Source organism: Prevotella sp. khp1, from assembly GCF_900102205.1.
Lineage (GTDB): Bacteria > Bacteroidota > Bacteroidia > Bacteroidales > Bacteroidaceae > Prevotella > Prevotella ruminicola.
Genome location: NZ_FNJZ01000004.1, coordinates 281,029 through 294,135, shown reverse-complemented (window position 1 = coordinate 294,135; position 13,107 = coordinate 281,029). Strand labels below are relative to the sequence as shown.

The 13,107-nt window shown below is 49.3% G+C and carries 11 protein-coding genes and 2 tRNA genes; 7 read left to right on the top strand and 6 right to left on the bottom strand.

Annotated features, from left to right (window positions below; genetic code table 11):
* Positions 1–58 precede the first annotated feature (58 nt).
* On the top strand, positions 59–1,141 hold the full coding sequence (gene pelA / locus BLR73_RS12285; RefSeq protein ID WP_091862400.1) for a pectate lyase: 1,083 nt from the start codon (positions 59–61) through the stop codon (positions 1,139–1,141).
* Between the two features lie 85 nt (positions 1,142–1,226).
* Positions 1,227–1,299, top strand: a tRNA-Pro gene (locus BLR73_RS12280).
* A gap of 58 nt (positions 1,300–1,357) precedes the next feature.
* Here the strand turns inward: BLR73_RS12280 and BLR73_RS12275 are convergent.
* The 6 genes from BLR73_RS12275 to BLR73_RS12250 all read right to left on the bottom strand — a co-directional run bounded on the left by BLR73_RS12275 (position 1,358) and on the right by BLR73_RS12250 (position 6,956).
* Positions 1,358–2,053, bottom strand: a complete 696-nt coding sequence (locus BLR73_RS12275; protein ID WP_091862397.1) for a hypothetical protein — start codon at positions 2,051–2,053, stop codon at positions 1,358–1,360.
* A 95-nt stretch (positions 2,054–2,148) separates the two neighbouring features.
* Entirely contained in the window at positions 2,149–2,643 is a 495-nt protein-coding gene (locus BLR73_RS12270) for a hypothetical protein (protein WP_091862394.1), read from the bottom strand.
* 178 nt (positions 2,644–2,821) lie between these two features.
* Positions 2,822–3,931, bottom strand: coding sequence for a 5-fold beta-flower protein (locus BLR73_RS12265; protein WP_091862391.1), 1,110 nt, complete (start codon positions 3,929–3,931; stop codon positions 2,822–2,824).
* 43 nt (positions 3,932–3,974) lie between these two features.
* The gene (locus tag BLR73_RS12260) at positions 3,975–5,237 is read right to left on the bottom strand and encodes a porin (RefSeq protein WP_091862388.1); all 1,263 of its coding nucleotides are present in this window, start codon (positions 5,235–5,237) and stop codon (positions 3,975–3,977) included.
* A 15-nt stretch (positions 5,238–5,252) separates the two neighbouring features.
* Positions 5,253–6,794, bottom strand: coding sequence for a glycoside hydrolase family 2 protein (locus BLR73_RS12255; protein ID WP_091862385.1), 1,542 nt, complete (start codon positions 6,792–6,794; stop codon positions 5,253–5,255).
* Between the two features lie 88 nt (positions 6,795–6,882).
* Positions 6,883–6,956 (bottom strand) — tRNA-Met (locus BLR73_RS12250).
* 143 nt (positions 6,957–7,099) lie between these two features.
* Between BLR73_RS12250 and BLR73_RS12245 the strand changes: the two genes are divergently transcribed.
* The 5 genes from BLR73_RS12245 (at position 7,100) to BLR73_RS12225 (ending at position 13,066) form a co-directional block, all read left to right on the top strand.
* Positions 7,100–7,504, top strand: a complete 405-nt coding sequence (locus BLR73_RS12245; protein WP_013063194.1) for an START-like domain-containing protein — start codon at positions 7,100–7,102, stop codon at positions 7,502–7,504.
* 87 nt (positions 7,505–7,591) lie between these two features.
* Positions 7,592–9,580, top strand: coding sequence for an LptF/LptG family permease (locus BLR73_RS12240; protein WP_013065150.1), 1,989 nt, complete (start codon positions 7,592–7,594; stop codon positions 9,578–9,580).
* 30 nt (positions 9,581–9,610) lie between these two features.
* Positions 9,611–10,822: a bifunctional 3,4-dihydroxy-2-butanone-4-phosphate synthase/GTP cyclohydrolase II gene (locus tag BLR73_RS12235; RefSeq protein WP_091862382.1), complete on the top strand. Its 1,212-nt coding sequence runs from the start codon at positions 9,611–9,613 to the stop codon at positions 10,820–10,822.
* A gap of 102 nt (positions 10,823–10,924) precedes the next feature.
* Entirely contained in the window at positions 10,925–12,118 is a 1,194-nt protein-coding gene (locus tag BLR73_RS12230) for a pyridoxal phosphate-dependent aminotransferase (protein WP_013063435.1), read from the top strand.
* 117 nt (positions 12,119–12,235) lie between these two features.
* Positions 12,236–13,066 (top strand): MotA/TolQ/ExbB proton channel family protein, encoded by an 831-nt coding sequence (locus tag BLR73_RS12225; protein WP_033149615.1) that lies wholly within the window; start codon positions 12,236–12,238, stop codon positions 13,064–13,066.
* Positions 13,067–13,107: the final 41 nt, after the last annotated feature.

The window sequence follows — 13,107 nt, the reverse complement described above, 5'->3', positions numbered from 1 at the left end:
TGCGGTTTCGTAATCTTTTTGTACTTTTGCACCCACGAACAAAACAATTTAAAATAGTATGAACTACATTAAAACTACTCTACTGGCAGCCATCATTGGCCTCATGCCTATCGTACCAGCTAACGCACAAAGTGACAAGGTACTGAAAGAAAAGAATCCCGAGTTTTTCAAAACCGAAGAAGCTCGCCGTATCGGCGACCAGCTACTGATTTGGCAGCGCAACACGGGCGGCTGGCCCAAGAACGTCGACATGGTGACACCACTCTCCAACCAGCAGCGCGAGGTGATCATCAAGGATAAGCGGGTGACCGACGACTCGACAATCGACAACGGTGCTACCACCATGCAGATGAACTTCCTGGCGCGATTGTATCAGCAGACCAAGGATGAGCACTATCGCGAGGCTTTCAAGAAGGGTGTAAACTACATTCTGGATGGACAGTATGAAAACGGCGGATGGCCACAGTTCTGGCCAACCCAGCGCGACTATCAGGTGCAGATAACCTACAACGACGATGCTATTGTGAATATTCTGACCATGATGCGCGACATACTGAATGGTAAAGAGCAGTATGCCGGATTAAGCGACGAGAAGCTGAACGCACAGATCGAAAAGTCGTTTAAGAAAGGTATTGAATGCATTCTGAACACGCAGATAAAGGTTGACGACACGCTGACCGTTTGGTGCCAGCAGCACGACCGCAAGACACTTTACCCTACTTATGCCCGCGCCTACGAGTTGCCATCATACTGCTCGATGGAGAGTGCGGCCATCGTACGATTCCTGATGAGCCTGCCCCACCCCGACGAGCGAGTACGCCGCTCGATCAACAGCGCTATGGCTTGGTTTGAGAAGAATAAGATTACAGGCTACCGACTTGTGAAGATTGGTAAGAAGGGGGAACCAGGAGCCGACACCCGACTGGTACCCGACCCCAAAGCCGGTCCACTATGGGCACGATTCTACGACTTGCTGAACTGCCAGCCGTTTGTATGCGACCGCGATGGCATGCCCCGCAAGCACCTTTCGGACATCGGCCCAGAGCGCCGCAATGGCTACAGCTGGTACAACGACCGCCCAGCAACGCTGTATGAAAAGTACGAAAAATGGAAAAATAAGTGGGAAAAGAGTAAAAAATAGGCCGAAAATTTGGTCAGTTCAAAAAAACTGCGTACCTTTGCACCCGCATTCGGCGATAACGGCTGGGTGCAAGTCGAAAACGGATCGGGATTTAGCGCAGTTGGTAGCGCACACGTCTGGGGGGCGCGAGGTCGCTGGTTCGAGTCCAGTAATCCCGACACAAAGAGCGAGAGAATCGAAAGATTCCCTCGCTTTTTTTTTGTATTACTTTCGCAATTAGTACTTCTTGTTGTTGTCAATCAGGAAGTGGAAGTTCTCACCATCCACGGGGATATCAAGAATCAAGTACTGCGTATGAACGGATTTAATGGCAATAAAGCCCTCGTGCTCCGAGTAGTTGAAAATGGTATTGGCTCGCCAATAGCCTTCGCTGATGCGAGCCCTCTCCAACTGGCGTGCATCTTCGGCATCCTGTATGCGACGATCGCGACGTACATCATTCCAGTATTCGGTTCGCTTATCATTTGTACCAATACTCTCTACGCCAGCCACAACCAACTCGCCAATAAAATCACTCCACCACATCGTTTTGGTTCGCTTCTTACTATACTTCTCAGGGGTGTAAACCACCAGCTCATCTTTGTCGAAACCTAAGGTATCGCCCTTAGCTAAGAAGCGCTCTGTACGATAGCGAGCCGACTTCGAGTTAATGCCAGGGATAGCATAGGCATATGCCTTAATCTTCTTAGGTTCAAACACAAAGTCGTGACCACTCTCGTTGATAACAGTAATGTTTGGTTCAAAGATGCCGCCTTCGGTTGGATCCACCACCACAAGTATACCATTGTGCGTGCAATAAAACACATGGTGATCGTTCTTAACGAAAGTCTTGTACTCCTTCGTATCCTGCTCGGCCATAGCGCCTACACATACAAAAGCCATCAACAGGCTTGATATCAGTTTCTTCATCATTGTAAGTTAGTTTTAATTTGTAATTTCTGCCGCAAAGGTAATCATTGTTTGGAAAAAAGATACAAGAAATCCCCTACCCGTTAGTAGGGGAATCCCTAAATATGTTTTTTAAGTTCATCTAATAATTCCTGTTGCGATAATGTAAGATGGTCGCAGAAAAACGCATCGCGATGAAACTGCAGACCGAGACGACTACCATTACGGCTATCATCCTTGTATATCGGATAATACATATCGCGCACTTTCGACATATGCACATACTTAAAATCCTGCACCTCGGTCCATCTAATGATATGGTACTTACCCCGTGAGTATATCTGCAAGCAATCTTTTTCGATGATAAGTGCCGGCATATGGTTTACATGCAGGTCTAAATACCGGTTTATCCTTTGCCACAACATAGCCACCGACATAATTAAAAAGAAAGCAGCCACCAGTAGCCACAGCCACCAAACCCAGCCGGGATAGTTCCGCAAAGCATCGGGCCCTACCCTTATCATTTCTATGCCAAGAGCCATGAATACAACATATTTCACCAGATGTACCACAGCTTCAAAATAATGTTTCTTTTCGTATATTTCTTTTGTCATCCTTTGTAAAATTCAGTTTCATTAAGCGCTTGCAAATATAATGCATTCCCCCGAATCCACCAAATATTTCGCAAAAAAACTTATGCGAACTCAAAAATACATCCAAAAACAAACATGGGTGCAAAATTGCACCCATGCCCAATCAATCAAAAATTTGATCGGTTATTTCAGCACATCATCATTTCTTAGACTCAGCCTGGGCTTTAAAGTAGAAAAAATAGAAGCAGGCGGCAAGGAGGGTTTTGTTTGAGGTACCCTTGATGCGACCGATGGTACGGAACGAATCATCCTCGACGGTACTACCGCTCATACGCCCTACGGTACGGAAGCTACCATCCTCGAACAGACGACCATCAAAGCGGCCAATAGTACGGAACGAACCATCCTCGATGGTACCATTGCTTCTGATATGACCAATGGTACGGTACGAGCCATCCTCAACAGTACCATCCTGACGAACACGACCGATAGTACGGAATGAACCGTCCTCGATAGTGCCATTGCTCTTAATGCGGCCGATGGTACGGAATGAACCATCCTCGATGGTAACGTTCAGCTCAGCCCACTCTTTCTTGGCAGCTTCCTGGCGGGCAGCACGCTCCTCTTTCTCCTTGGCGGCACGGGCCTTAGCCTCTTCGGTACGCTTAACCTCGGCTTCCTTCCAGCCCTGCACCTGATTCTTAGATATCAGCGCACCATGGAAGATATAGGCCACCAACAGCGGACTTACATGGCCTTCGAGCTGTCCGAAATCGGTACCATAGCACGAGGCGCGTAGTTTGGTTACGCGACCTATCACCTCGCCATCCATCGATACTTCGTTAGTCTTGGTATCGAGCTTAATCGTACCCAGGTTAGGACTCTCGATAGTACCATCGTTGCTGATAGAGCCCTTGGGGATACCATTCAAGCTGGTAAACTTACCTGTGGCGGGGTCGAGGATGTACTTAACCTTCTGACCGGCAAACTCGCCCTCATCGTAAGTCTGATTAAAAGTAATCTCGAGTTTAACAGGGTCCCATGTGCCGATGGGGGTGTCACCCCATTTGATAGTGATAGGCAGGCCGCTCTCGGCTGCCTGCGGAATGGTGGGTGTGATGGCTGCAGCGGCCTTAAGAACAGAGTCTCTACGCTGCTGTGCGGCATCCTGCGCCTTCTCCTGCTTGGTTTTAATACCTGCGGCTTTACGCGCTTTGTTAAGCAGTCCGCCCCACTGTGCCTGGGCAGGCGTGCTGCATGCAAACATGGCCACTAAGGCCAGTGCAATGAATGAAGTTTTACGGTTCATAAGTAAATAATAATAGTAATGGGTTATAGATTAAATAATAAAATTAATAGCACTTGATGCGATACATAAAGCCCAGCTCTATGCGGTTGGAATGCTTGCCACCAAGGGCCGACTCCTTGCTGTAGTTGATGTTCTGTCCCTGATAGGCCAGGAACACACGCAAATCCTGCGTTTTATCTGGATAGTACTCAATCGCACCTGCCCATCCGATGCTTTTGCGATAGTTCTTATAGCGCTCAACCTGCTGCATCGAGGCTGTTTCGTAAGTACCCTTCAGCATCAGGTTCCACTGGGGTGCAAACTGCCAGTTAAGCTTTGATATCCAAGTATGGTAATGCACTTTTCCACAATGAAGATTCATTGGTTCATAGGGCTGATATACCAAATTATTGATAGGATAACCATACTCATAGTAATATATCTGGGGCTGAAATCTGTCTGCCAAATCTTCGGTAGCGATACCAAGGCGGTCGAGATCGTCGAACTCGGCCATATAATCAACATACCACTGCAGTTGGGGCAGATTAAGCTTCTGACCAAGGGTAATCATACGCGAGTACTTGCCCTGGGCCTCCTTCTGAATACCCCACGCCCAGCGCGTTTGCAACTGGTTATCGAAGAAACTACCATTCCAGTTGGCAATAAACGTGAGCGGATGGTTGGCCCGTTCAAGGAGGCGGTAATCACCATTATCGGTAACCACTATCGCATCGTTGCCATAGTAATCCTCGAGCGAACCGTTGTGGGCATCGCTCACCATCAGCGCAAACTCCTGCGTTGGCACAGGTTTCAGCGAGAGTGTTACACCCGTTTGGAATATCTCCATGTGGTCCAGCATATCAGAGTACTGATAAACAAACATCGGGTTGGCATCGTACTCGTATCCACCCCATATCTGACTCATTTTTCCCGCCATCAGCGTTACCTTATCGCTGAAACTATAGCCCACCATCGCAATATCGGTGGCTTTCGAGAAGTTGTCGGAGCCCTGCGCATCGTTCCTGCGGTTTAAACGGTGGCGCAAACGATAAAACAGTTTATCAGTAAGGTTGCCCTTCAGTTCCAGGCGCAACTCCTTGTTTGCAAAGCGGGTTTGCCACGAGCTACCCGTAGCCTCACGAGCCTGAGCGCTGGCGGCATAGTTGATGTAAACATCCAGCATATCGTGCTTTTTCTCGACCTTTGCCAGGCGTTCCATCAGGCTCTGGTAGTCGCCATCCTCGCCGCCCATACCTGTGTTTCCGCCTTGTGCGTGGCCCGTTAAAGCCACGCATAACAAGGCAAATGATAATAGTGCTTTGTTCATGATATATCGTAATAGTTATTCATTGATGTTCAAATCCCATTGATTCCGAACGGCGTTGCTACCCACGGTAATCATCAGAGTCACCTTGCCCTGTGCCTGGATAGAATCGAGGGGTAACACCACCTCGCCCAGCTGCGGAAGGGTATCGAGCGGCACATCGCCATTAGCCACCAATCCGCCAGCCAGCACCTTACCCGACTCGTCGGCCAGATAATAGCTGGTACGCACACCCTGCAGATTGCCGTACATGGCATTATACACATATACGGGCACACGCAGCGTATCGGTTGCAGCTACCGACTGTGGCAATTTGACCAAAGGCACGATGGCACGACAGAACTGGGAAAACTGGCGCAGGGGCGCCTTGTCGGTATCGTCCCAACGGCCATGCAGCACACCACTGAAATCATTCTGGCGATCACAGATGCCCGTCAGCAAGTAGTGTACGCTATCGCCACTAAGCAGCACACGCTCGATACCCTCCTTGTAGGCCATCATATCGGGGCCCACAATGGTACACTGATTAAGCACAACAGGGGCAAGCACACGATCGTTATACACATAGGTATCCTGCCCCAGCGTTACTAGCACCAACGACGGGTGATGACCATAAGTATCGGTCAATCGGTTCATATCAGCCACACTGGTAGCCTCAGGCTGCAGATACATACCCACCTTATCGGCCGCCTTAAAAGCAGCATCGGGCGGACAGTAACCACGAAAACGCACGTGGTTTAGTCCGTAGTCGCTCAAGCGCTGCATAATATGCATCCACGTAGCCTCGTCCATCGGCATGCTGCCCCAAAGGGGGAAATAATCATCCATCACACAGCCACGCAGATAAACAGGATGGCGGTTCAGGTACAGTTTACCATCTACCACGCCCGCCTCGCGCATACCAAAGGTGTACTCCTGATAATCGGAACCCACGCCAAGGGCCAGACGGAAGATATTAGGATGGAACTCGTCCCACAGACGATTATCGTCCATCACCAGCGCATCGTACTGCATGTAGCTTCCACGCACCTCGCGCTCATCCACAAAAATCTTAGCTGTATCAACGCCCTCGCGCTGAATCATCGTCTGCACATTGTAGAAGCCAAAATCGGGCGACTGCCCGCTTAAGGCGAGCTCGATACGCACCGTACCCATAAAGGGGCGAGGATGCGTACGCACCTTATTAATATATAACCTTCGTGGTTGCGAGCGCAGTTCGATGTTACCCATTACGCCATGGGCATCGTGCCCAGCCACGCTCACCTCGATGGTGTTGCGCTGCCCAGCTACAATCTGTTCGGTAATATCTAACTGATGGGGATAATTAACCAAGGTATCACTGCCTGCCTCTACCCCGTTAACCTTAACGGCAGTAGCACCTAACGGACGTTCGAGGAAAAGCACCACCCGGCACTTATCCCACTTCTGCGGTACATACACACTCTGACGATACACGGCACCACTGTCGGCATACGCAGGTTGGAGCAACCTGACCACATCCTGCGCCGCGGCCTGTAAAGCAAGCACCAAGAACGCTATGGTAGATATAATCTGTTTCATGGGCGCAAATATACGGCTTTTTTCTGTACCAACAAAGAAAAAACAAAGAAAAAAGGCAATTAGACTTGAAATCTAACTGCCTTCTTTGTAGCGGGACCCAGGATTGAACTGGGGACCTCATGATTATGAATCATGCGCTCTAACCAGCTGAGCTATCCCGCCTCATTGCTGATTTGCGGGTGCAAAGGTACACATTTTTTTGGAACCACCAAAATTTTTCAGCAAAAAGTTTTGTATTTCGCAGAAAATTTGTAATTTTGCCGCATAAAACAAGACTAAAATCAGTAATTCTAACCCAAAAACATATGGGAAAGCAGAAAATAGACATCGAATATCCACTGGCCACAACTTCGCCAGCAATCATCTGGGAACAGATTAGTAGCGCTCACGGTTTGGAGCGCTGGTTTGCCGACCACGTGAACGAAGAGGATGGAGTTTTTACCTTTACCTGGGGAGAGCCTTGGACAGAACAGGATGTGCGACAGGCACACGTAGTTGACGCTATCAAACACGACCACATCCGTTTAAAATGGGACTACGAGGACGAGGAAGACGACGAATCATACTGGGAAATGAGCATACAGAAGAGCGATCTGACCCACAACCTGAATCTGGTGATTACAGATTTTGCCGACGATGATGATATCGATGGACTGAAAATTCTGTGGGAGAGCAGCCTCGACCGTCTGCACCGTGCCAGCGGACTGTGAAAAGGTGAAAAAGATAAAAATATTATAAATAAGGTGTGATTCTTAATTTTTATTTGTAATTTTGCAGCCAAAATTGCAAAATAGCAAATGTTTCGAATCAAGAAGCTAGATATATTTATAGCCAAGCAATTCGGCTTACTGTTCGTAGGAACGTTCTTCATCTGCCAGTTTGTGCTGATGATGCAGTTCCTGTGGCGCTACGTCGATGAGCTGATTGGTAAAGGTCTTTCGCTTGAGGTGATGGCCCAGTTCTTCTGGTACATGGGCTTGATGCTGATGCCTCAGGCATTCCCCCTGGCCATACTGTTGTCGTCGCTCATTGCCTTTGGTAACTTAGGTGAGAGCTCGGAGCTTACAGCCATCAAGGCTGCAGGCATATCACTTATGCAGGCATTCCGCTCGCTCATCATCATATCGGTGCTGATGGCAGGCATATCGTTCTACTTCCAGAACGTGGTAGGTCCGCGAGCCAATCAGGACTTCTACCGCTTGTTGCTGGGTATGAAGCAAAAGAGCCCTGAACTTGAAATCCCCGAGGGCGTGTTCTACGACGGTATCCCAGGCTCGAACATCTACGTACAGAAGAAAGACCTGAACACAGGTATGCTGTACGGCATTATGATTTACCGCATGACGGGCAGCTACGAGGATCAGGCCATCATCCTGGCCGACTCGGGTATGATGCAGAGTACAGCCGAAAAGAAGCACCTGCTGCTTACACTGTATAACGGCGTGTGGAACGAGAACATGCGCTCGCAGGACCTGGCAGGTACAGCCGATGTACCCTACCGCCGCGAGACTTTTGTTACCAAGCGCATTGTACTCGACTTTGACAACAACTTCAGCATGGCCGATATCAACGATATTGCCGGCGATGCGCGTGCAAAGAGCTTAGGAAAGATTATGCACGATAAGGATTCGCTGCAGGAGTTTAACGACAGCGTGGGCCGATCGTACTACATAGATGGTAAGCGGTTCTACTTCAGAACCAACGAGGTATCGGCCAGCGACTCTGTCAAGATATCAAAGCTGGTAGCCGAGAACAACGAATCGCTCGACTCGATGTTCACGAAGCTGAACGATGGCAAGAAAAAATCGGTTCTGCAGACAGCTCTCAACAGTGCCCAGTCGTGTGCTACCGATCTGGAGATGAAGGGCGCTTATGCCAACAGTCTGCATCGCTATTTCCGTACGCACCAGATTCAGGCCATCCTTAAGTTCACGCTGGCACTCACCTGTATCATCTTCTTCTTTATCGGAGCTCCATTGGGTGCTATCATCCGCAAAGGTGGATTGGGCGTACCAGTTATTATTTCGGTATTGGTATTCATTGTGTACTACATTCTGGACAGTACCGGACAGAAGATGGCACGCGACGACCAGTGGACCGTGTGGTACGGAATGACGATATCAACCGTGGTACTGGCCCCTATCGCCTGCTTCTTTACCTACAAGGCTAACAACGACTCGGTGGTATTCAACATCGATATGTACAAGCAGGTGTTTATGCGCATTCTGGGATTGCGCACCCATCGCCACATCTATCGCAAGGAGGTGATTATCGAGGATCCTATCTACGCACTCGACTCGTACCACCTGCTGCAGATCAGCGAGCAGATCAAGCAGTACAGCGAGGAGCACAAGCTGCTGCATCTGCCTAACCCCATCCACGTATTCTTCCGTCCTGGCGACGACCAGACCATCGAGAAGATTGTGGGTCAGCTGGAAGATGTTATCGACGACTTGGCCAACACCAAGGACGCACAGATACTGGGCTACCTGAACCACTACCCCGTAGTGGCCACCCATGCCCACACCCGTCCGTTCCGCCGCAAGTGGCTCAACATTATTTCGGGTTTGATTCTGCCATTAGGCATATTCTTCTACTGTCGCATGTGCCGTTTCCGCCTGCGTTTGCGCAAGGATCTGAACCGCATTCTCGAAACCAACCAGTGGGTACTTGAGCGCGTGGCCGTATATGCGGCACCCGCCCCCAAAACCATGGAAGATTTGGAGAACATGCCATTTATAGCCGAACTGGTGCGTGATTCTGAGACAAGAAAACATAAGGATTAACTACTATATATATAAATAAGGTGTAAGAAAATGGAAGAGATGAAGTTGAACAGCATAGAAGAGGCCGTAAAGGACTTCGAGCAGGGTGAGTTCGTAATTGTAGTGGATGATGAAGACCGCGAGAACGAGGGCGACCTGATTATCGCTGCCGAGAAGATTACAGCAGAGAAAGTGAACTTCATGTTGAAACATGCACGTGGTGTGCTCTGCGCTCCCATCACCATTGAGCGATGCAAGGAGCTCGACCTGCCACATCAGGTGCAGGACAACACCTCGGTTCTGGGTACACCCTTTACCGTTACAGTCGACAAACTGGAGGGTTGCACCACAGGTGTAAGTGCCCACGACCGTGCCGAAACCATCAAGGCACTGGCCGACCCAACATCAAAAGCCGAGACATTCGGACGCCCAGGACATGTAAATCCTCTTTACGCCCAGGACAACGGTGTGCTACGTCGTAGTGGACATACCGAAGCCGCCATCGATCTGTGTCGTATGGCAGGACTCTATCCTGCAGGTGCACTGATGGAGATTATGAACGAGGATGGTACCATGGCCCGTATGCCCGAGCTCATGGCCTTTGCCAAGGAGTGGAATCTGAAGATTATCAGCATTAAAGATATGATTGCCTACCGACTGAAGAAGGAATCGCTGATTGAGGTGGGCGAAGAGGTGGACATGCCAACCGACTACGGTCACTTCCGCCTGATCCCCTTCCGTCAGAAGAGCAACGGTCTGGAGCACATGGCGCTGATTAAGGGCGAATGGAAGGAGGACGAGCCCATCCTGGTACGCGTACACTCATCGTGTATGACTGGCGACATCCTGGGCAGCAAGCGCTGCGACTGTGGTGAGCAGCTGCACAAGGCCATGCAGGCCATCGAGAAAGAGGGCAAGGGCGTGGTGATCTACATGCAGCAGGAAGGTCGTGGTATCGGCTTGATGAACAAGATTGCCGCCTACAAGCTTCAGGAAGAGGGACTGGACACCGTGGATGCCAACGTGCACTTAGGCTTTAAGCCCGACGAGCGCGACTATGGTTGCGGTGCCCAGATGCTGCGCCACATCGGTGTCCACAAGATGCGCCTGCTTACCAACAACCCCGTGAAACGCGTGGGATTGGAGGCTTACGGCCTTGAGATTATCGAGAACGTACCCATCGAGGTTACTCCCAACAAGTACAATCTGCGTTATCTGGAGACCAAGAAGAACCGTATGGGACATACGCTCCACCTGAAATAACTCACAATTTGTCGCAAATTCACCTTAGGAAAGTGAAAAAGTGGCACATTTATTTCGTATTCAAAAATAAAATGCGTAATTTTGCACAAAATTTTTAATCATATGGCACAATTATCTAATCGTCTGCAGCGTCTGGCTCCATCGGCCACGCTGGCAATGTCTCAGAAAAGCTCCGAAATGAAGGCGCAAGGTATCGATGTTATTAACATGAGTGTTGGAGAACCCGACTTCAATACCCCCGACGCTATTAAGGAAGCTGCTAAGAAGGCAATAGACGACAATTTTTCACGTTACTCACCAGTACCAGGTTATCCCGATCTGCGCAAGGCCATCGTAGCTAAGCTCAAGAACGAGAACCAGCTCGACTATACTGTAAACGAGATTCTGGTAAGCAACGGTGCCAAACAGAGCGTGTGCAACGCCGTAATGGCTCTGGTTAACGACGGCGAAGAGGTGATCATCCCCACCCCATACTGGGTAAGCTATCCCCAGATGGTACTGCTGGCTGGTGGTACACCAAAGTTCGTAGAGGCAGGTTTCGACCAGAACTTCAAGATGACTCCCGAGCAGCTCGAGGCAGCCATCACCCCCAAAACACGCATGATTATCCTCTGCTCGCCCAGCAACCCTACAGGCAGCGTGTACAGCAAGGCTGAACTGAAGGCGCTGGCAGATGTAATCCTGAAGCACGACGACCTGTTTGTGCTGGCAGATGAGATCTACGAGCACATCAACTATATCGGCAAGCACGAGAGTATCGCCCAGTTCCCTGGCATGAAGGAGCGCGCCATCATCGTAAACGGTGTATCAAAGGCGTATGCTATGACAGGATGGCGTATTGGCTACATTGCCGCCCCAGAGTGGATTGTAAAGGGCTGTAACAAGCTGCAGGGCCAGTATACCAGTGGTCCATGCTCAGTAAGCCAGAAGGCCGCTGAGTTTGCTTACGTAGCCGACCAGCAGTGCGTAGAGGATATGCGCCAGGCATTTGAGCGCCGCCGTAACCTCATTGTCAAGCTGGCTAAGGACATCCCCGGACTGGAGGTAAACGTGCCCGAGGGCGCCTTCTATCTGTTCCCCAAGTGCAGCAGTTTCTTTGGCAAGAGCGATGGTGAGACAACCATCAATAACTCTACCGATTTTGCTATGTATTTGTTGGAAAAAGGTCACGTAGCAACCGTTGGTGGTGATGCGTTTGGCGACCCTGAATGCTTCAGAATGAGCTATGCTTTGAGCGATGAAAACATCGTAGAAGCAATGAAGCGCATCAAAGAAGTGGTAGCAAAACTAAAATAATTCGGAAATTCATAGTTAAAATGTATTAATTAGGCTTGTATTCCGCTTTATTTTGCTACTTTTGCGAGGTGAAACAAATCTTTATTTATTTATAATAACTAAAAAATTAATTATTTTATGGCAACAACAACAAAGGCTGCAGCCCCAGCCAAAAAGAATTCGGGCTTTGGTGGTATTAAGGCAGCATGGATTATCCTGGTAATTTGTGCATTAGCTGGTTATGGTGTATGGTACTTCGTAATGGGTAACCCCGACAACTTCGTTGGTGGCGATCGCAGCGGTCATCCTGCAAACCTGCTGGGTACTGTTTATAAGGGAGGTTTCGTAGTAGGTCTGATCCTGACTCTTCTCTTCACCGTTATCTGCCTGGGTATTGAGCGTTTCTTCGCTATCAAGACCGCTTCTGGTAAGATCAACCTCGCTAAGTTCACTGCACAGGTTAAGGAGCTCATCAAGGCTCAGAAGTTCGACGAGGCTGACAAGCTTTGCGACAAGATGCAGGGTTCTGTAGCTAACGTAGTTAAGGCTTCTATCGCCGCTTATAAGGACGTTGAGGGTAACGACACTCTGAAGAAGGCTGCTAAGGTTGCTAAGATCCAGCAGGCTCACGAGGAGGCAACTCAGCTTGAGATGCCTACTCTGCAGATGAACCTCCCAATGGTTGCTACCATCGTATCTCTGGGTACTCTGACCGCTCTGTTCGGTACCGTACTTGGTATGATCGGTTCGTTCCAGGCTCTGTCTGCTGGTGGTGGTGCTGACTCTATGGCTCTGTCTGCAGGTATTTCTGAGGCTCTGGTTAACACAGCTTCTGGTATCTTGACATCATGGGTAGCTACCGTAGTTTACAACTTCTTCTCAAACAAGATCGACAAGCTGACATACGCTCTCGATGAGATTGGTTACACAATCGCCGCTACATACGATTCTAACCACAACGAGGCTTAATTTTTTACCATTCATTTATTAACGCATTAAAGCAATTAGAG

Excerpts from the sequence above, each read along its gene's own strand:
- BLR73_RS12275 (WP_091862397.1), bottom strand. The coding sequence starts at position 2,053 with ATGATGAAGAAACTGATATCAAGCCTGTTGATGGCTTTTGTATGTGTA.
- BLR73_RS12240 (WP_013065150.1), top strand. The coding sequence starts at position 7,592 with ATGTTTCGAATCAAGAAGCTAGATATATTTATAGCCAAGCAATTCGGC.
- BLR73_RS12265 (WP_091862391.1), bottom strand. The coding sequence starts at position 3,931 with ATGAACCGTAAAACTTCATTCATTGCACTGGCCTTAGTGGCCATGTTT.
- BLR73_RS12270 (WP_091862394.1), bottom strand. The coding sequence starts at position 2,643 with ATGACAAAAGAAATATACGAAAAGAAACATTATTTTGAAGCTGTGGTA.
- BLR73_RS12245 (WP_013063194.1), top strand. The coding sequence starts at position 7,100 with ATGGGAAAGCAGAAAATAGACATCGAATATCCACTGGCCACAACTTCG.
- BLR73_RS12230 (WP_013063435.1), top strand. The coding sequence starts at position 10,925 with ATGGCACAATTATCTAATCGTCTGCAGCGTCTGGCTCCATCGGCCACG.
- pelA (WP_091862400.1), top strand. The coding sequence starts at position 59 with ATGAACTACATTAAAACTACTCTACTGGCAGCCATCATTGGCCTCATG.
- BLR73_RS12235 (WP_091862382.1), top strand. The coding sequence starts at position 9,611 with ATGGAAGAGATGAAGTTGAACAGCATAGAAGAGGCCGTAAAGGACTTC.
- BLR73_RS12225 (WP_033149615.1), top strand. The coding sequence starts at position 12,236 with ATGGCAACAACAACAAAGGCTGCAGCCCCAGCCAAAAAGAATTCGGGC.
- BLR73_RS12260 (WP_091862388.1), bottom strand. The coding sequence starts at position 5,237 with ATGAACAAAGCACTATTATCATTTGCCTTGTTATGCGTGGCTTTAACG.
- BLR73_RS12255 (WP_091862385.1), bottom strand. The coding sequence starts at position 6,794 with ATGAAACAGATTATATCTACCATAGCGTTCTTGGTGCTTGCTTTACAG.